At 69.8% G+C, this 17,192-nt stretch carries 15 protein-coding genes and 1 tRNA gene; 8 read left to right on the top strand and 8 right to left on the bottom strand.

Translation table 11 applies throughout. The features are described from left to right. The first annotated feature begins 2 nt into the window (after window positions 1–2). The 4 genes from E3U26_RS07035 to E3U26_RS07020 all read left to right on the top strand — a co-directional run bounded on the left by E3U26_RS07035 (window position 3) and on the right by E3U26_RS07020 (window position 5,038). Window positions 3–1,556, top strand: a complete 1,554-nt coding sequence (locus E3U26_RS07035) for a 5-oxoprolinase subunit B/C family protein (RefSeq protein ID WP_499104643.1) — start codon at window positions 3–5, stop codon at window positions 1,554–1,556. Then, window positions 1,553–3,316 carry an acetyl/propionyl/methylcrotonyl-CoA carboxylase subunit alpha gene (locus E3U26_RS07030; RefSeq protein ID WP_499104642.1) on the top strand — a complete coding sequence of 588 codons (1,764 nt, stop codon included), beginning with the start codon at window positions 1,553–1,555 and terminating at the stop codon, window positions 3,314–3,316. The genes E3U26_RS07035 and E3U26_RS07030 overlap by 4 nt, the downstream gene beginning before the upstream one ends. A gap of 79 nt (window positions 3,317–3,395) precedes the next feature. Beyond that, window positions 3,396–4,430: an AbrB family transcriptional regulator gene (locus E3U26_RS07025; RefSeq protein WP_499104641.1), complete on the top strand. Its 1,035-nt coding sequence runs from the start codon at window positions 3,396–3,398 to the stop codon at window positions 4,428–4,430. A gap of 44 nt (window positions 4,431–4,474) precedes the next feature. Further along, a complete protein-coding gene (locus tag E3U26_RS07020) occupies window positions 4,475–5,038 on the top strand; it encodes a HutD/Ves family protein (protein WP_214273581.1) in 564 nt (187 codons plus the stop codon). On the opposite strand, the gene E3U26_RS07015 is transcribed toward E3U26_RS07020, so the two are convergent. From E3U26_RS07015 to E3U26_RS07005, 3 genes are all read right to left on the bottom strand, one after another. Continuing rightward, window positions 5,035–6,810: a monovalent cation:proton antiporter-2 (CPA2) family protein gene (locus tag E3U26_RS07015; protein WP_499104640.1), complete on the bottom strand. Its 1,776-nt coding sequence runs from the start codon at window positions 6,808–6,810 to the stop codon at window positions 5,035–5,037. The genes E3U26_RS07020 and E3U26_RS07015 overlap by 4 nt on opposite strands. A gap of 70 nt (window positions 6,811–6,880) precedes the next feature. Next, window positions 6,881–7,900, bottom strand: a complete 1,020-nt coding sequence (locus tag E3U26_RS07010; RefSeq protein WP_499104639.1) for an LLM class flavin-dependent oxidoreductase — start codon at window positions 7,898–7,900, stop codon at window positions 6,881–6,883. Continuing rightward, window positions 7,897–8,871, bottom strand: a complete 975-nt coding sequence (locus E3U26_RS07005; protein WP_214273583.1) for a LysR family transcriptional regulator — start codon at window positions 8,869–8,871, stop codon at window positions 7,897–7,899. The genes E3U26_RS07010 and E3U26_RS07005 overlap by 4 nt, the downstream gene beginning before the upstream one ends. Before the next feature lie 108 nt (window positions 8,872–8,979). Between E3U26_RS07005 and E3U26_RS07000 the strand changes: the two genes are divergently transcribed. Together E3U26_RS07000 and E3U26_RS06995 are read left to right on the top strand one after the other, a co-directional pair. Continuing rightward, entirely contained in the window at window positions 8,980–9,924 is a 945-nt protein-coding gene (locus E3U26_RS07000) for a ring-cleaving dioxygenase (RefSeq protein ID WP_499104638.1), read from the top strand. A gap of 151 nt (window positions 9,925–10,075) precedes the next feature. Beyond that, window positions 10,076–10,480: a DUF1801 domain-containing protein gene (locus tag E3U26_RS06995; protein WP_499104637.1), complete on the top strand. Its 405-nt coding sequence runs from the start codon at window positions 10,076–10,078 to the stop codon at window positions 10,478–10,480. A gap of 31 nt (window positions 10,481–10,511) precedes the next feature. Here E3U26_RS06995 and E3U26_RS06990 read toward each other — a convergent pair whose 3' ends face one another. The 4 genes from E3U26_RS06990 to trpA form a co-directional block, all read right to left on the bottom strand. Continuing rightward, window positions 10,512–11,105, bottom strand: coding sequence for an NADPH-dependent FMN reductase (locus tag E3U26_RS06990; RefSeq protein WP_072463580.1), 594 nt, complete (start codon window positions 11,103–11,105; stop codon window positions 10,512–10,514). Window positions 11,106–11,349: 244 nt separating this feature from the next. Further along, entirely contained in the window at window positions 11,350–12,879 is a 1,530-nt protein-coding gene (locus E3U26_RS06985; protein ID WP_499104636.1) for a VOC family protein, read from the bottom strand. Between the two features lie 12 nt (window positions 12,880–12,891). Beyond that, a complete protein-coding gene (locus tag E3U26_RS06980) occupies window positions 12,892–13,509 on the bottom strand; it encodes a glutathione S-transferase family protein (protein ID WP_499104635.1) in 618 nt (205 codons plus the stop codon). Between the two features lie 113 nt (window positions 13,510–13,622). Next, complete coding sequence (gene trpA, locus E3U26_RS06975) at window positions 13,623–14,420, bottom strand: tryptophan synthase subunit alpha (protein ID WP_499104634.1); 798 nt, start codon at window positions 14,418–14,420, stop codon at window positions 13,623–13,625. Between the two features lie 126 nt (window positions 14,421–14,546). Here trpA and ychF point away from each other — a divergent pair, with 126 nt between their 5' ends. Together ychF and E3U26_RS06965 are read left to right on the top strand one after the other, a co-directional pair. Beyond that, entirely contained in the window at window positions 14,547–15,644 is a 1,098-nt protein-coding gene (ychF, locus tag E3U26_RS06970) for a redox-regulated ATPase YchF (RefSeq protein WP_499104633.1), read from the top strand. A 421-nt stretch (window positions 15,645–16,065) separates the two neighbouring features. Continuing rightward, a tRNA-Ser gene (locus E3U26_RS06965) sits at window positions 16,066–16,155 on the top strand. Between the two features lie 735 nt (window positions 16,156–16,890). Here the strand turns inward: E3U26_RS06965 and E3U26_RS06960 are convergent. Next, entirely contained in the window at window positions 16,891–17,139 is a 249-nt protein-coding gene (locus E3U26_RS06960) for a hypothetical protein (RefSeq protein ID WP_499104632.1), read from the bottom strand. Window positions 17,140–17,192: the final 53 nt, after the last annotated feature.

Genomic DNA, 17,192 nt, shown 5'->3' with positions numbered 1-17,192 from the left:
CCATGCGCTTCCTGCCCATCGGACCCCGGACCCTGCTGGTGGAACTGGACGACCTGGACCAGACGCTGGCGCTGTTCGACGCTTTGCTGGCCGATCCGGTGCCGGGCGTGGCCGAGATCGTCCCGGCCGCGCGCACGCTGATGATCCGCACCGCCCCCGGCGTCGCCGCCGACGGCCGGCTGGCCGGCGCGGTCCTGGCCCGCCAGCCCGCCCCCGGCACCCCGCCCAACGCCCGTGCCAGCGAGACGGTCGAGCTGCCCGTGACCTATGACGGCGAGGATCTGGCCGATGTCGCGGCCCATATGGGCCTGACCGAGGCCGAGGTGATCGCCGCCCATCAGGAGACCACCTGGCAGGTGGCCTTTTGCGGCTTCGCGCCGGGCTTCGCCTATATGACCTGCGACGATCCGCGCTTCGAACTGCCGCGCCGCCCGGCCCCGCGCACCCGTATCCCGGCGGGTTCGGTGGCGCTGGCCGGGCGCTTCTGCGGCGTCTATCCGCAGGAAACCCCCGGCGGCTGGCAATTGATCGGCCGCACCGAGGTGCCGATGTGGGATCTGTCCCGCGACCCGCCGGCGCTGCTGCGTCCCGGCGTGCGCTGCCGTTTCGTGGCGCGCCGGGCCGAGGTTCGCCCCTCGGCCGCCATCCCGCAGCCCCAGCCTCGGCAGGGCCTGCGCGTGCTGTCCACCGCCTTCCCCATCGTCTTTCAGGACGAGGGGCGGCCGGGGCAGGGCGGGCAGGGCGTCTCGGCCTCGGGTGCGCTCGACATGGGCGCGGCGCGGCGGGCCAATCGCGCCGTCGGCAATCCCTCGGACGCGCCGGTGCTGGAGATCACGCTGGGCCCGGTCCGGCTGCGGGCCGATCAGCCGATGACCCTGGCCCTGACCGGCGCGTCGCCGGCCAGCGTCGCCGGCCATGCCGTCCCGCGCGGCGCGGCCTTTGCCGTGGATGCGGGCGACGAGATCGCCATCGACCCGCCGCAGGCCGGGATGCGCAGCTATCTGGCGCTGCGCGGCGGCTTCCGGGTCGCGCCGGTGCTGGGCTCGGCCGCCACCGATACGCTGGCCCATGTCGGGCCCGAGCAGGTTGCGGCGGGCGCGGTGCTGGCCCCCGCGAACCGTCCCGCCACCGCCGCGGCTGCGGCCGAACCCGAACCGGCGCTGCCGAAACCCGGCGATCTGGTGGAATTGCCGGTGACGCTGGGCCCCCGCGCCGACTGGTTCACGCCCCAGATGGTCCAGCATTTCCTGACCCAGGAATGGCTGGTGACGCCGCAAAGCTCGCGCGTCGGCATCCGCCTGCAAGGCGAGCCGGTGACGCGCGAGGACGCGACCGAACTGCCCTCGGAAGGGACCGAGACCGGCGCCATCCAGATCCCGCATTCCGGCCAGCCGGTGCTGTTTCTGGCCGATCATCCGCTGACCGGCGGCTATCCGGTCATCGCCACCCTGCGCCCCGAGGCGCTGGATCTGGCCGGGCAGGTCCCGCCCGGCGCCCGCATCCGCTTTACCGCCAGCGCCGATTTCGCCCCCATCACGCCAGAGAGGCCCGCATGACCATTTTCGCCACGGGCCCCAGCCGCCCGATCCGCCGCCTGCTGATCGCCAACCGGGGCGAGATCGCCGTCCGCGTGATCCGCGCCTGCCGCGACGAGGGCATCGAAAGCGTCGCCGTCTATGCCGATGCCGATCGCGACGCGATCTTCGTGCGCATGGCCGACCAGGCCCATGCGCTGGGGGGCGACAAGCCCTCGGACACCTATCTGGATGCCGGCAAGATCATCGCCATCGCCCAGGCCGCCGGGGCCGATGCCATCCATCCGGGCTATGGCTTCCTGTCCGAGCGCGCCGATTTCGCCCAGGCGGTGCAGGATGCCGGGCTGATCTGGATCGGCCCCGACCCCAAGGTGATCGAGGCGCTTGGCGACAAGATCGAGGCCCGCCGCATCGCCGAGGCGGTGGGCGCGCCGCTGGTCGCCGGCACCCCCGGCCCGGTCGAAAGCGCCGCCGAGGCGCTGGCCTTCGCAAAGGAACACGGCCTGCCCATCGCCATCAAGGCGGCTTTCGGCGGCGGCGGCCGCGGCATGAAGGTCGCCTGGCGGCTGGAAGAGGTCGAGGAGCTGTTCGAATCCGCCACTCGCGAGGCGCTGACCGCCTTCGGCCGCGGCGAATGCTTCATCGAGCAATTCCTCGACCGTCCGCGCCATGTCGAGGCGCAGGTGCTGGCCGACAAGCACGGCACCGTCAAGGTGATCGGCACCCGCGACTGTTCCCTGCAGCGTCGCAACCAGAAGCTGGTCGAAGAGGCGCCGGCGCCGTTCCTGACCGACGAGCAGCGCGCCCGCATCCACGATTCCGCCCGCGCCATCTGCGCCCATGCCGGCTATTCGGGCGCGGGGACGGTGGAATACCTGCTCTCGGCCAATGGCACGATTTCCTTTCTCGAGGTGAACACCCGGCTTCAGGTCGAGCATCCTGTCACCGAGGAAACCACCGGCATCGACCTGGTGCGCGGCATGATCCGCGTGGCACAAGGCGCCAAGCTGGCCGACGAGACCGTGCCGGAGCCGCGCGGCCATGCCATCGAGTTCCGTATCAATGCCGAAGATCCCGCGCGCGGCTTCCTGCCCACGCCCGGCCCGGTCGAGGTCTTCGATGCGCCCTCGGGGCCGGGCATCCGGCTGGACAGTGGCGTCGCCCAAGGCTCGGTGGTGCCGGGCAGTTTCGATTCGCTGATGGCCAAGCTGATCGTGACCGGCGCCACCCGCGAGGAAGCCTTGCAGCGCGCCGACCGGGCGCTGCGCGAGTTTCGCATCGGGGGCGTGGCCTCGGTGCTGCCCTTTGCCCGCGCCGTGCTGGCCCAGCCGGATTTCCGCGCCGAGGACGGGGATTTCCGCGTCCATACCCGCTGGATCGAGACCGATTTCGCCGAACCGCTGGCCGAGGCGGTCGCCCCCCATGCCCGCGTCGCGCCGGCCGCGCAGGCGCCGCTGCTGCGCCTGGCCATCGAGATCGACGGCAAGCGGCACGAGCTGGGCCTGCCCGCGAACCTGCTTGCGGCCTTGCCCTCGGGCGGCGCCCCCGCGGAGGCTGCGCCCGAGACGGACGAGGCGGTGCTGGCCGCCCCGGTCCCCGGCACGCTGACGCTGTGGCAGGCCGAGGACGGGGCCGAGGTCGAACAGGGCCAGGTCGTCGCCGTCATCGAGGCGATGAAGATGGAGACCCGGATCGAGGCGCATCGGGCGGGCCGGCTGACCCGCATCGCCGCGCAGGGCGAGGTGCTGGGCTTTGGCGCGGCCCTGGCGCGGATCGGCTGAGGCGCTTTGACATTTCCCGGCGGGCCGTGCCAATTCGGCCCACCGGCCCCTGGCCGCCGGATACCTGCCGGGAAAGACGATGAGCCTGCTGAACCGCCGCCTCCTGACCTTTGCGCTGGCCGCCCTGGGCGGCGCGGCCTTTCTGCTGTTGCACCTGCCGCTGCCCATGCTGCTGGGGCCGATGCTGGCCTGCCTGGTCGCGGCGCTGGCCGGCGCGCCTTTGGCCGGGGCCGGGCAGTTCGGCATCTTCATGCGCACCATCCTGGGGGTGGCGGTCGGCGCCTCGATCACGCCCGGCGTGCTGGCGGAACTGCCGGACGTGGCGGCCTCGCTGCTGTTCGTGCCGGGCTTCATCGGGGTGATCGCGCTGGTCGGCTATCCGCTGTTCCGCCGCGCCTTCGGCTTCGACCACGCCACGGCATGGTATGGCGCCATGCCCGGCGGCTTGCAGGACATGCTGGTCTTTGGCGAAGAGGCGGGCGGCGATGTCCGCGCGCTGTCGCTGATCCATGCGACGCGGGTGCTGGTGATCGTCACCGTCGCGCCGCTGATCCTGACCGGCTGGTGGGGCGTGGACCTGTCGCAGCCGCCCGGCGCGCCGATGCGCACGACCGGTGCGGCCGAGATCGCGCTGATGGTCGCCGCCGGGCTGGTCGGCTGGAAGGGGGCCGAGCGGCTGGGCATCTTCGGCGCCTCGATCCTGGGGCCGATGGTGCTGACGGCGGCGCTGTCGCTGTCGGGCCTGATCACCCAGCGCCCGCCGGCCGAGATGATCCAGGCCGCGCAATTCTTCATCGGCATCGCCGTCGGAGTGAAATATGCCGGCATCACCCTGCGCGAGTTGCGCCTGCATGTGACGGCCGGGCTGGTCTATGCGCTGCTTTTGGCGGGGATCAGCCTGGTCTTCATCAAGGGGATCGTGCACCTGGGGCTGGCGCCGGGGCTCGACGCCTTCCTGGCCTTCCTGCCGGGCGGGCAAGCCGAGATGGTGGTGATCGCGCTGATCGCCGGGGCGGACATGGCCTATGTCGTCAGCCACCACCTGCTGCGCATGGTCATCGTGATCGTGCTGGGTCCGGTGGTGGGCAAGGTGCTGGGCCGCCGCCGGGGCTGAGGCAACCGCGGCCCCGAGGGGCCGGAACCAAGGGGAGGAACCGCATGAGCCATCGCATCCTGAAAGCCGCCGACCATCGCCGCATGCCGTGGAAGAACGGCCGCGGCGAGACGGTCGAGATCGCCGTCCACCCCGCGGGCGCGGGCCTTGCCGATTTCGGCTGGCGCGTCAGCATGGCCGGCGTGACCGAGGACGGCGATTTCTCGATCTTCCCGCAGATCGACCGCACGCTGGCGGTGCTGACCGGCGCGGGGGCCGCGTTGCAGGTGCAGGGGCAGCCCGCCCAGCGGCTGACGCCGGAGAGCGCGCCGCTGGCATTCCCGGCGGATGTGCCGACCTCGGCGCGGCTGCTGGCGGGGCCGATCACCGACCTGAACGTGATGACCCGGCGCGGCGCCTTCACCCACCGGCTGGCGCGGCTGACCCAGGCGGCCGAGGGCGCGCCGGGCTGGCGGCTGTTGCTGGCGACCGCGCCGGTGGTGCTGGATTTCGCCGGCGGGACCGTGGCGCTGGACCAGCTCGATGCGCTGTTCTGCGAGGGGCCGGAGGCGGCGCTGCCGGTCGGTCCCGCGCCGGATGTCTGGCTGATCGAGATCGCCCGCGCCTAGTCCCGGCGATTGCCGAGCAGCAGGTCGCGGCCGGCGAAGATGCCGCCGACGCATTCCATCTCGAAGCGTTCCATGTCGCGGCCGCGGATCTCGGCCATGACCTCGTCGACCTCGTCGGGGTCGTCGCCAAGCTGCAGCAGCGCCTCGCGGCCCAGGGCGAAGGCGCTTTCCAGCGTCTCGCGCAGTTGGTAGTCGGCGCCGGCCTCGACCAGTTCGCGCGCATGTTCGCGGTCGAAGGCGCGGGCGATGACCGGGACCAGCGGGAATTCGTGCTTGGCCAGCTCGACGATGCGGGTGGTGGCCTGCCTGTCGCCGGGCACGGCGACGATCAGGCTGGCGTTGCCGGCGCCGGCGGCGTGCAGGATGTCCAGCCGCGCCCCGTCGCCATACCAGACCTTGAAGCCGAACTCGTCGGCATCGCGGATGGTCTGCGGATCGCTTTCGACGATCGAGATGGAATGGCCGCGCGCGATCAGCGGCTGGCTGACGATCTGGCCCATGCGGCCGAAACCGATCATCAGCACCCGCGCTTGCAGCCCCTGCGCCGCCTCGACCCCGTCGAGCGAGGGGGCGGGCTTGGGCGCCAGCCGGTCGTGCAGGATGATCAGCAGCGGCGTCAGCACCATCGAGACGATGACGATGGCGGTCAGGATGGCATTGTCCTGGCCGCTGATGATGCCGAACTGCATGGCGCTGGAATAAAGCACAAAGGCGAACTCGCCGCCTTGCGCCATCAGCACCGCGCGCTCCAGCGCCTCGGCCCGGCTGGCGCGCAGCACCCGGCCGACGGCATAGATCACCAGCATCTTCAAGAGCATGTAGGCCGGCACGCAGATCGCGATCAGCGCCCAGTTGGCGGCGATGACGGTCAGGTCCAGCGCCATGCCGACGCCCAGGAAGAACAGGCCCAGCAGCAGGCCGCGGAACGGCTCGACATCGGCCTCGAGCTGGTGGCGGAAACTGGATTCGGACAAGAGCACCCCGGCCAGGAAGGCGCCCATCGCCATGGACAGCCCGCCCCATTGCATCAGCAGCCCCGCGCCCAGCACCACCAGCAGCGCGGCGGCGGTCATCACCTCGCGCCCGCCGAAGCGCGCCAGCAGGCCGAACATCGGGTTCAGCAGATAGCGCCCGGCCGCGACCAGCGCGGCGATGCAGCCCAGGCCGATGGCGATGCCGGCCAGGCGCTGGGACAGGGTCACTTCCTCGCCGCCCGGCGCCAGGAAGGCGACCAGCGCCAGCAGCGGCACGATGGCCAGATCCTCGAACAGCAGGATGGCGATGATGCGCCGGCCCTTGGGCAGGGCGATTTCGCCCCGCTCGGCCAGCATCTGCATGACGATGGCGGTTGAGGTCAGCACGAAGCCGGTCCCCGACACGAAGCTGGCGGCGACCGGAAAACCCAGCGCCAGCCCGACGCAGGTCAGCGCCGCGATGGCCAGCAGCACCTGGGCAAAGCCCAGCACGAAGATCTCGCCCCGCATCGCCCAAAGCCGCGAGGGCTGCATCTCCAGCCCGATCACGAACAGGAACAGCACCACGCCCAGCTCGGCCACATGGATGATCGCCTGCGGGTCGTCGAAGAAGCCCAGGCCGAAGGGCCCGATCGCCAGCCCCGCCGCCAGATAGCCCAGCACCGAGCCCAGCCCCAGCTTGCGAAACAGCGGCACCGCCAGCACCGCGGCCGCCAGCAGCACAACCACCCCCACAAGCGGCATCCCGCCGCCACCATGCCCCGCCGCCTCGGCGGCGGCCGTCATCTCTGTCGCCATCCGGTCCCCGTTCGCGCTGGTTTCCGGGGGTAAGCCTATACCCGGCGCCCCCGATCACAAAGCGCCGCGCTCAGCGCCAGCCAAGCGCCGGGGCGACATGGGCCAGAACTGCCTCGATCACATGCAGGTTGTAATCGACGCCCAGCTGGTTCGGCACGGTCAGCAGCAGCGTGTCGGCCTCGGCGATGGCCTCGTCCTCGCGCAGATCCTCGACCAGCCGGTCGGGCTCGCCGGTATAGCCGCGGCCGAAGATCGAGCGGGTCTCCTCGATGAAGCCGATCTGGTCGGCCTCCTTGCCGCCATGGCCGAAATACATCCGGTCGCGGTCGTCCATCAGCGGAAAGATCGAGCGGCTGACCGAGACGCGCGGTTCGCGCTCATGCCCCGCCGCCGCCCATGCCTCGCGATAGGCGCGGATCTGCTCGGCCTGCTGGACGTGGAAGGGCTTGCCGCTCTCGTCGGTCTTGAGCGTCGAGCTTTGCAGGTGCATGCCCAGCTGCGCCGCCCAGCGGGCGGTGTCGTTCGAGGCCGCGCCCCACCAGATCCGCTGGCGCAGGCCGGGCGAATGCGGCTCGATCCGCAGCAGGCCGGGCGGGTTGGGGAACATCGGCCGCGGGTTCGGCCGCGCGAAGCCATGCCCCTCGATCACGTTCAGGAACACCTCGGCATGGCGCCGCGCCATGTCGGCGTCGCTTTCGCCCTCGGCCGGGGAATAGCCGAAATAGCGCCAGCCCTCGATCACCTGCTCGGGCGAGCCGCGCGAGATGCCCAGCTGCAGCCGCCCTTGCGAAATCAGGTCGGCGGCGCCGGCATCCTCGGCCATATACAGCGGGTTTTCATAGCGCATGTCGATGACGGCGGTGCCGATCTCGATACGGCTGGTGCGCGCGCCCACCGCCGCCAGCAGCGGAAAGGGCGAAGCCAGCTGGCGGGCGTAGTGATGGACGCGGAAATAGGCGCCGTCCGCGCCCAGCTGCTCGGCGGCGACGGCCAGCTCGATGGATTGCAGCAGCGTGTCCTGGGCGCTGCGGGTGTGCGAGGCGGGCTCGTCCGACCAATGGCCGAAGGACAGGAAACCAATCTTCTTCACGGGACCACCTTTGGGATTGCGGGTTCCTGGGATATGGGACCGCTGCGGCCCCCACCCCAGCCCGCCTGCCACGAGGGCTGGCGCAATTCCGCCGCCACATGGTCGATGAAGCGGCGCAGCTTGGCGGGCATGGGCAGGACCGGCGGCCAGACCGCGACGATGGGCAGCGGCCTGGTGCCAAAGCCGGGCAGCACCCGTTCCAGCCGCCCGTCGGCCAGCGCCGGCGCGACGATGAAGCCGGGCAGGATGGCCAGCCCCAGCCCCTCGACGGCCATGTCGCGGATCGCCTCGCCATTGTTCATCGACAGCCGCCCCTGCACCAGCGGCGAGACGAAGCGGTCGCGGTCCTGGAACTGCCACAGCTGGCTGTTGGGCAGGTGGCTGTAGCCGATCACCTCATGCTCGCGCAGGTCGGCCAGGGTTTGCGGCCGGCCCTTGCGGTCCAGATAGGCGGGGCTGGCGCAGGCGACGCTGGCGTCCTCGCACAGCTTGCGCTGCATCAGCGCCTTGTCGCGCATCTTGCCGATGCGGATGCCGATGTCGAAGCCCTCGCGCGCCAGGTCGCGGCTGCGGTCGTCGTAGTCGACGCTGATCTCCAGCTCGGGGTTCTGGGCGGCGAAGCGGGCGATGATCGGCCCCAGGTGCAGCACGCCAAAGCTCATCGGCGCGGCGACGGACAGGCTGCCGCGCAGGGGCGCCAGCCCGTCCATGTCCCAGGCGGTGCTTTCGGCCGCCGCGACCAGTTCGGCCAGTGCGGGACGCAGCCGTTCGGCCAGGCGCAGCGCCGCCTCGGTCGGGGTGATGCGCCCGGCATTGCGGCGGAACAGGGCGGCGCCCAGCGTCGCCTCCAGGTCGGTGATCCGCTTGCTGACCACCGATTTCGACAGGTTCAGCCGCGCGGCGGCGGCGGTGACGGTGCCCAGTTCCATCACCGTCAGGAAGGTTTCCAGGTCGTTCAGGTCATAGCGCATGGCCCGAGCTTACCCGTTCGTCGGGGCCGAACACAAGGTTCGCAGCCGGTGCCGTGGCGCAAGAGCCGCCCATGGCCGATATTGGTGCCGACAGAAAGGAGGCCCATCATGGAGCTGACCGGAATTCACCACCTGACGGCGATCACCGCCGATGCGCCCGGCAACAAGCGGTTCTATACCGACACGCTGGGGCTGCGGCTGGTCAAGAAGACCGTCAACCAGGACGACACCAGCGCCTATCACCTGTTCTATGCCGACGGGCTGGCACGGCCCGGCACCGACCTGACCTTTTTCGACTGGCCGGCGGCGCGGGAACGGCGCGGGACGCATTCGATCAGCCGCACCGGGCTGCGGGTCGCGGGCGACAGCCTCGACTACTGGGCCGGGCGGCTTCAGGACCGCGGCCTGACCGTGGGGCAGATCGCCCGGATCGACACCCTTGCCAGCCTCGATTTCGAAGACCCCGAGGGCCAGCGTTTCCGCCTGACCGAGGACGCCGCCGATGCCGTGGCCGCGCCCTGGGAAAAAAGCCCGGTGCCGGCGCAGCACCAGATCCACGGGCTGGGGCCGATCACCATCTCGGTGCCGGAACTGGCCCCGACCGAGGCGGTGCTGACCCATGTCATGGCCATGCGCAAGGTCCGCGACTATGCCAGCCCCGACGGGCACGGCACCGTCCATGTCTACGAAATGGGACAGGGCGGCCCTGCGGCCGAGCTGCATGTGGCGGTCCAGCCCGACCTGCCCACGGCGCGCCAGGGTGCCGGCGGGGTGCATCACGTCGCCTTCCGCGTGCCCGACAAGCCGGCGATCCACGCCTGGGCCGCGCGGCTTTCCGAGATGCGGGTGCCCAATTCGGGCGAGGTCGAGCGCTATTATTTCCGCTCGCTCTATTTCCGCGAGCCGGGGGGCAACCTGTTCGAGATCGCCAGCGACGATCCCGGCTTCGCCGTGGACGAGCCGCTGGAAAGCCTGGGCGAGACGCTGTCCCTGCCGCCCTTCCTGGAAGGGCAGCGCGCGCAGATCGAGGCGCGGCTGAAGTCGCTGGACTGAACCCTACCGAACCGAACGAAAGGCCGCCGGATCGCTTCGGCGGCCTTTTTCCTGCGCGCAAGAATCCGCCCGCGGCCGGCAGCCCTGTTGCCGCATCGGGGGTTTCGCCCCATGCTCTGCTGCGCGACAGGACGAAAGGGAGCGATACCCCATGAGCCAGCCGGAAACGGACAAGCCCGCCTCGGAACTGATCGACGCACGGATCAAGGAGCTGGGCGACTGGCGCGGCGAGACCTTGGCGCGGCTGCGCGCCCTGATCCACGAGGCCGATCCCGAGGTGGTCGAGGAATGGAAATGGCGCGGCGTGCCGGTCTGGTCGCATGACGGCATCCTCTGCACCGGCGAGACCTACAAGCAGGTGGTCAAGATGACCTTCGCCAAGGGCGCGGCGCTCGCGGATCCGGCGGGCCTGTTCAACGCCAGCCTGGAAGGCAACACCCGCCGCGCCATCGACCTGCGCGAGGACGAGCGGATCGACGCCGAGGCGCTGAAGGCGCTGATCCGCGCCGCCGTGGCGCTGAACACGACCAGCAAGAAAAAGGGGCGGTCGAAGTGACCGCCCCGTGAACTGATTAACAAAGATAATATCAGGCGGTCTTGGCTCGCTGCGCCATGGTCGCCTCGGCCCACCAATGCAGCTCGTCCAGCATGGCGTCCAGCGCGGGCAGCAGGTTCGCCTCGACCTCGGCCATCTCGCCATTGGCGCCCAGGGGCGAGACCTTGAAGAAATCGCCGCCGCCCAGGTGCACGGCATTGCGCAGCGGCACCATCTGCAATTCGACGGCGATGCCGCGCAGATGCTCGATGGCGCGGGCGGCGCCGACGCCGCCATAGCCCATGGCCGCCGCCGGCTTCCTGTTCCATTCCTTGTAGGCCTGGTCCAGCGCATTCTTCAGCGAGCCGCTGACCGAGTGGTTGTATTCCGAGGTCAGAAAGACATAGCCGTCGAACTCGGCCAGCTTCTGCTGCCATTTCACCGCACGCGGATCCTGCGACGGCACCCAGAGGTTCGAGGCGACCTCGTCGAACAGCGGCAGGTCATAGTCGCGCAGGTCCACCAGCTCGAAGCTCATGTCCTCGCGCTTCCGGGCGTTTTCCAGTAGCCAGGCGGCGGGCTTGTCGGCAAAGCGCGCGGCGCGGGTCGAGCCGATGATGATGGCGATATGCGGTTTCCGGGTCATGGTCTGGTCCTTCGTCATGGTTTGGCGGGCCGGACGCGGCCCTTCTGGTTGAATGTCGTGGCCTCAAACTGGGCCCTGCGAGGCTTTCGGACAAGCCAACCGAAATCGGAAGCGGCGTTCGGAAATCGGAAACAGGCCGCGCCGGAAGGAAGCAGGCGGGCTTCGCGACCCGCCTGTCCATCTTCTCTGTTCCACAAATACCCATGCGGCAGCGCGGACAGGCGCCGCGCTGCCGGCCTGGGCGTCAGTCGCGGCCCAGCCATTCGCCGGCCAGCGACACGTCCTCGGGCCGCAACTCGTGCCCCGCATCGACGGTCCGCGCCTCCAGCGCCGCGCCGCCGCCCTGCAAGGCGCGCTCCAGCGCCGGGGCCATGCGGGCAAAGGGATCGCGGGCGCCGGTCAGCATCAGCACCCGGCTGCCGGCCAGGGCCTGCGCGTCCAGCGCCGGCGGCGCCTCCAGCACCTGCACGGCGCGGATCAGCACCGCGCGCCCGATCAGGCCGGGATGGAGTTGCAGCACCGCGCCCAGCAGGTTCGCGCCGTTGGAATAACCCAGGTAGACCAGCGCCTCGGGGTCCAGGCCATAGGCCCGCGCGGCTTCGTCGATGAAGCCGGCAAAGGCCTCGGCCTCGCCCCGGACATCCGCCTGATCGTAGGTCACCGCGTCATAGCGGCGGAACCAGCGGTTGATCCCCTCTTCGGTCGAGCGGCCGCGGACGCCCAGCAGCGTGGCGCGGGGCGCGATGCGATGGGCCAGCGGCATCAGGTCGGTTTCGTTGCCGCCGGTGCCATGCAGCAGCACGATGGTGCTGCCGTCCGGGTTTTCCGGCCGGTGGAAGCGGTGGATGAAATGCAGATCGCGCATCGGGCTCCTTTCCTCGCCCGGCAGGGCGAATTGCGGCAGGATCACGCGCAGGTCGTCGGCGCGGGCCGCGTCATCGGGCGGGACGAACAGCGTTCGGCCCAGATCCTCGGGCGTCTCGTCCAGGGTGAAGCCGGGCGCGTCGGTGGCATATTCCAGCAGCGTTCCCGCCGGCTCGCGCACATAAAGCGACAGGAAATATTTCCGGTCATGCACGCTGGTCGCATCGGTATCCTGCAACGCCAGCCGCATCCGGCGCAGCGCATCGGCCTCCGGCGCGCGAAAGGCGACGTGATCGAGGATGCCGGTGCCGGGAATGCCCGGAAAGAAGCCGGTGGCGTCGCGGATGTCGACGACATCCGTGTCCGAGGCCATGCGCTGCACCGCGCCCTCGGCCGTGCCGGGGCGATAGCCGAAGCGGGTCAGAAAATTGCGCGTCGCCGCAGGCTGCTCGGTCAGGATGGTGACGCCGCGCAGCCGCGTCGGCGCGATCGGGTCGGGCAGGGGGGCCGCGGCGGGCAGGTCCGCCCCCACCAGCTTGACGATCACGCCGTCGGGGTCTTTCAGCCGCAGCACGGTTTCGCCCCGCTCGCGCAGCGGCCCCTCGACCGGCACGCGGGCGGTCATGGCGCGGGTCAGCCAGTCGCCGATGCTGTCGGGCGGCACGGCCAGCGCGATCTCGGCGACCTGGCCATGGCCGACCCGGCCCCTTGCCCCGTCCTCCCACACCAGGAAGGTGACGAGCGAGCCGGGCGAGCCGAGCGCGTCGCCATAGAACAGGTGCAATTGCTCGGCATCCTCGAAGCCGCCGGTGCGCTTGACCAGGCGCAGGCCCAGGAAGCCGGCGTAGAAATCGACATTGGCCTGGACCCGGCGGGTGATGCCGGTGACGTGATGGATGCCGCTGGGCATGGCTTTCTCCCTTTATGCGCCCTCTTCGCGGGCAAGGACGGTCTGCACGGCCGGATCGGCCGCGATGCGGTCACGCAGGGCCTGCACATTGGCCCAGCCCTGGGTGCCCTCGGGCAGCAGCTTCCCGGCCCAACGCAGCATCGGAAAGGCATAGGCGTCGATCACCGAGCGGCGGCCCAGGATCCAGTCGCGGCCGTCCAGATGCGCGTCCAGCAGCGCCAGCCGCTTGCGGACCAGCTTGCGCGCGGCCTCTTGCACCGCTTCGCGGTCGGCCTCATCGCGGCGGGTGGTATAGCGCTGCGGCGTGAACAGCGGGAAGAAGGCCGGATGCAGGTCGCCGGTGAAGAAGCTCGACCAGCGGTCAAGTTCCGCCTGCGCCCGCAACTCGTCGCCGCCGGCCAGGTCGGCCTCGGGATGCTTGCGGGCCAGGTGGTGCAGGATCGCGCCCGCCTGGGTCAGGGTCCAGCCGTCATCCTCGCGCAGCACAGGCACGGCGCCGGCCGGGTTCACCGCCATCAGTTCCGCCGAGCCGAATTCGACCGCCACCGCCTCATAGGGCGCTTGGGTCCATTCCAGCACGATATGGGGCGCGAGCGAGCAGGCGCCGGCATGGTAGAACAGGGTGGGCATGGGATCCTCCGTCTTGCGATGCGTCCAAGATAGCGTCGCGCCGCGTTTCCCCAACCGGCAAAGGCTGGAACGCGGCGTTCTGCATCATCGAACGCGCCGGGGCGGGGATCGGTTCAGGCGCTATGCGCGCCCTTGGCCAGGTCCGCGACGAAGGACAGGATCTCGGGCACCGGGCGGCCCTCGCCGATCAGCTGGACGATGGCCGAGCCCACGACGCAGCCGTCGGCCACGCCCGCCACCGCCTGGGCCGCCTCGGGCGTCGAGATGCCGAAGCCGACCACCACCGGCAGCCTGGCGCTGGCGCGGATTCGGGCGACCTCGGGCGCGACCTCGGCCGCGTTCGCCGCGGGGCCGCCGGTGATGCCTGTGACCGAGACGTAATAGACGAAGCCGCTGGTGTTCTGCACCACGGCGGGCAGGCGCCGGTCGTCGGTGGTCGGCGTCGCCAGGCGGATGAAGTTCAGCCCGGCCTCGCGCGCCGGCAGGCATAGCTCGGCATCTTCCTCGGGCGGCAGGTCCACCACGATCAGCCCGTCCACCCCGGCCTCGACCGCCTCGGCGATAAAGCGGTCCACGCCGCCCTTGCGGGCATAGATCGGGTTGTAATAGCCCATCAGCACGATGGGCGTGGCGTCGTCCTGGGCGCGAAAGGCGCGCACCATGTCCAGCACGCGGGTCACGCTGCCGCCCGCCGCCAGCGCGCGCTGGCCCGCCGCCTGGATGGTGGCGCCGTCCGCCATCGGGTCGGTGAAGGGCATGCCCAGCTCGATGATGTCCACGCCCGCGCCGGGCAGGCCGCGCATGATCTGCAGCGAGGTGTCGAAATCCGGGTCGCAGCCCATCATATAGGCGACGAAGGCCTTGCCGTCCGTTTCGGCCAGCCGCGCGAAAGTGTCGTCGATTCTGCTCATGCGCCCCGTTCCCTCATGGTCCGCCCAGCCCTAGCCCGGCTTGAGGGGCAAGATCAACGGCCCGCCACTGGACTTGCGCGTCATCGCCCCATAATAAGCGCGGAAATCCGGGAAAAGGGGTGCATCATGGGCTTTCGCATGGGGATCGTCGGCCTGCCGAATGTGGGCAAATCGACGCTGTTCAACGCGCTGACGAAAACCGCCGCCGCGCAGGCCGCGAACTTTCCCTTCTGCACCATCGAGCCGAACGTGGGCGAGGTCGCCGTGCCCGATCCGCGGCTGGACAGGCTGGCCGAGATCGCGGGGTCCAAGCAGGTCATCCCGACCCGCATCACCTTCGTCGACATTGCCGGCCTGGTGAAGGGCGCCAGCAAGGGCGAGGGGCTGGGCAACCAGTTCCTGGCCAATATCCGCGAGGTCGATGCCATCGCCCATGTCCTGCGCTGCTTCGAGGATGGCGACGTCACCCATGTCGAGGGCCGCGTCGACCCCATCGCCGACGCCGAGACCATCGAGACCGAGCTGATGATCGCCGACCTGGAATCCGTCGAGCGCCGGCTGGCCAATATCCAGCGCAAGCTGAAGGGCGGCGACAAGGAGGCGGTGGCGCAGGAAAAGCTGCTGAAAGCCGCGCAGGCGGCGCTGGAATCCGGCCGCCCCGCCCGCACCGTCGAGGTCGCGGACGAGGATCGCAAGGCCTGGGACATGCTGCAACTGCTGACCGCCAAGCCGGTGCTGTTCGTCTGCAACGTTGAAGAGGACAAGGCCGCCAGCGGCAACAGCCAGTCCGAGCGCGTGGCCCGGATGGCGGCCGAACAGGGCGCCGGCCATGTGGTGATTTCCGCCAAGATCGAGGAAGAGATCAGCCAGCTTCCGCCCGAGGAGGCCGGCATGTTCCTCGAGGAGATGGGCCTGCACGAGGCTGGCCTGGATCGCCTGATCCGCGAGGGCTACAAGCTGCTGGGCCTCGATACCTATTTCACCGTCGGCCCCAAGGAGGCGCGCGCCTGGACCATCCACAAGGGCACGCTGGCCCCGCAGGCGGCGGGCGTGATCCACGGCGATTTCGAGCGCGGCTTCATCCGCGCCGAGACCATCGCCTATGACGACTATGTCACCTGCAAGGGCGAGGCCGGCGCGCGCGAGGCCGGCAAGTTCCGCGTCGAGGGCAAGTCCTATGTGGTGCAGGACGGCGACGTGCTGCATTTCCTGTTCAACGCCTGACCGGCAGCCTAGCCGGCGCCTTCCGCGTTGCATCCTGGCCGGCGGGTATGGCCACGCATCGTCCTTTTGCCCTCCGAGGCGGAGGATGGAGGGCCTTGGCGCGGGCCGCCGGGGCCGCGCCGGCCTGCGGGCTGACGCCCCGCCCTGTTCCGCATCTTTTCCCAGACCGCGCCGGCCTGCTGGCGGCGCCGATCGCCCTCGCCGGCCTGCACCGGGTTTTGCTCGCGGCCCGGCGCCTGGCCCCGACCGTCCGGGCGGGGCGGATTTGGTCGACCGGAGCGACGGACGCATCGCCTCCGCGGCCCGTGCGGCAGGGCACCCGGCGCCGTTCGCGGCCCGCTGCGGCGAATTTTGCGTGAACCGCCCCTTCCATGCGATTTGCCCTTGTTTTTCCCGCCTCTGCCCTGCTAGACCGCGCGGCGGAGACGTGGCCGAGTGGTCGAAGGCACACCCCTGCTAAGGGTGCAGGCGGGAAACCGCCTCGAGGGTTCGAATCCCTTCGTCTCCGCCACTTCATCAATTTTTCCCAATAAAATCAATCCGCTACAGCCGGTGATGATAGGTTGCCGACCCATCCGCCTATCCACCCGAGAACAATGCACCTCGCCACGTCAGGCCACGATTCGCCACACATGGATTTCGACCCGCGCCAAGTTGACGCAGGGTGAACTGTTCGGTTTAGTGATACAACCTAAGAGCGATCCCTCATCTACAGCAGATCGCAGCGCGCAGGCTTGCATGGCGCGTCCTAGCACAAGCCTGCGCGCCCTTGACTCATCTTTCCGAATGTTCTCTTTATGTTCTCGTGACCGCACCGGCCTTCCCTGCCATCGGTCATAGCGCCCGGCCTTCCTCGACTCGCCATCCATGGCCGGGCGCACCGAACGACAGAGCAAGAACATGGCTAGACGATCCACACCCCAAGCGAAGATAGACGAACGCGCCTTCCCGGTGCGCATCTTCCTACCCGTGCCGCCGCGCGGGTTCGGCACAATGCTAAACGACATGCACCGCTGGCTAGACGCACATGCAGGGCGCGGGAATTATGCGCTTCACGGGGCCGGCACCCTGTCCAGCTTCCCCGATTCCGTGGCGATCTATGTTCGGCACCCTCGGGACGCTGTGGCGTTGCTGGACGCCTTCCCGTCGCTCACGCTGGCCGATGGAACGGAAAGGCCGGGTTACACGTCTCCCACCTTTCCATTTGGGCGGAAGTGATCAAGCCGCCTCTTTAACCCTGTAACCCCTACGCCGCCCGCCTCGGGCCGATCTGGCCCGCAAGATACCTTTCGCGGATCAAACGCCCGTCCAGCCCGGCCAGCGCCGCCACGGTGAGCATGTCCGGGCCGCGCGCGAACCATACCTGTGCCTGCCTTCTGGCTGCATCCGCTGCGGCGCTGTGGCCGGGCGCGTTCAGATCGGAAAGCATCGCATCAAACACAGCGCACCACAAGGTACGGCAGGCCCGTGCGTCGATATGGTCATGGCGGATCATAAGAGGCGCTGTAACCCTTGCCGGTCGTGGCGAACCCGAGTCCAGCGCAACCG

It is taken from the genome of Paracoccus ferrooxidans (assembly GCF_029909815.1).
GTDB lineage: Bacteria > Pseudomonadota > Alphaproteobacteria > Rhodobacterales > Rhodobacteraceae > Paracoccus > Paracoccus versutus.
The sequence above is the reverse complement of the archived record's forward strand: the minus strand, read 5'-3'. Positions and strand labels throughout refer to the sequence as shown.

What these genes read in the sequence shown, in the direction of transcription:
- E3U26_RS07035 (WP_499104643.1), top strand. Translation starts at nt 3, where the DNA reads ATGCGCTTCCTGCCCATCGGACCCCGGACCCTGCTGGTGGAACTGGAC.
- E3U26_RS07030 (WP_499104642.1), top strand. Translation starts at nt 1,553, where the DNA reads ATGACCATTTTCGCCACGGGCCCCAGCCGCCCGATCCGCCGCCTGCTG.
- E3U26_RS07025 (WP_499104641.1), top strand. Translation starts at nt 3,396, where the DNA reads ATGAGCCTGCTGAACCGCCGCCTCCTGACCTTTGCGCTGGCCGCCCTG.
- E3U26_RS07020 (WP_214273581.1), top strand. Translation starts at nt 4,475, where the DNA reads ATGAGCCATCGCATCCTGAAAGCCGCCGACCATCGCCGCATGCCGTGG.
- E3U26_RS07015 (WP_499104640.1), bottom strand. Translation starts at nt 6,810, where the DNA reads ATGGCGACAGAGATGACGGCCGCCGCCGAGGCGGCGGGGCATGGTGGC.
- E3U26_RS07005 (WP_214273583.1), bottom strand. Translation starts at nt 8,871, where the DNA reads ATGCGCTATGACCTGAACGACCTGGAAACCTTCCTGACGGTGATGGAA.
- E3U26_RS07000 (WP_499104638.1), top strand. Translation starts at nt 8,980, where the DNA reads ATGGAGCTGACCGGAATTCACCACCTGACGGCGATCACCGCCGATGCG.
- E3U26_RS06995 (WP_499104637.1), top strand. Translation starts at nt 10,076, where the DNA reads ATGAGCCAGCCGGAAACGGACAAGCCCGCCTCGGAACTGATCGACGCA.
- E3U26_RS06990 (WP_072463580.1), bottom strand. Translation starts at nt 11,105, where the DNA reads ATGACCCGGAAACCGCATATCGCCATCATCATCGGCTCGACCCGCGCC.
- E3U26_RS06985 (WP_499104636.1), bottom strand. Translation starts at nt 12,879, where the DNA reads ATGCCCAGCGGCATCCATCACGTCACCGGCATCACCCGCCGGGTCCAG.
- E3U26_RS06980 (WP_499104635.1), bottom strand. Translation starts at nt 13,509, where the DNA reads ATGCCCACCCTGTTCTACCATGCCGGCGCCTGCTCGCTCGCGCCCCAT.
- trpA (WP_499104634.1), bottom strand. Translation starts at nt 14,420, where the DNA reads ATGAGCAGAATCGACGACACTTTCGCGCGGCTGGCCGAAACGGACGGC.
- ychF (WP_499104633.1), top strand. Translation starts at nt 14,547, where the DNA reads ATGGGCTTTCGCATGGGGATCGTCGGCCTGCCGAATGTGGGCAAATCG.
- E3U26_RS06960 (WP_499104632.1), bottom strand. Translation starts at nt 17,139, where the DNA reads ATGATCCGCCATGACCATATCGACGCACGGGCCTGCCGTACCTTGTGG.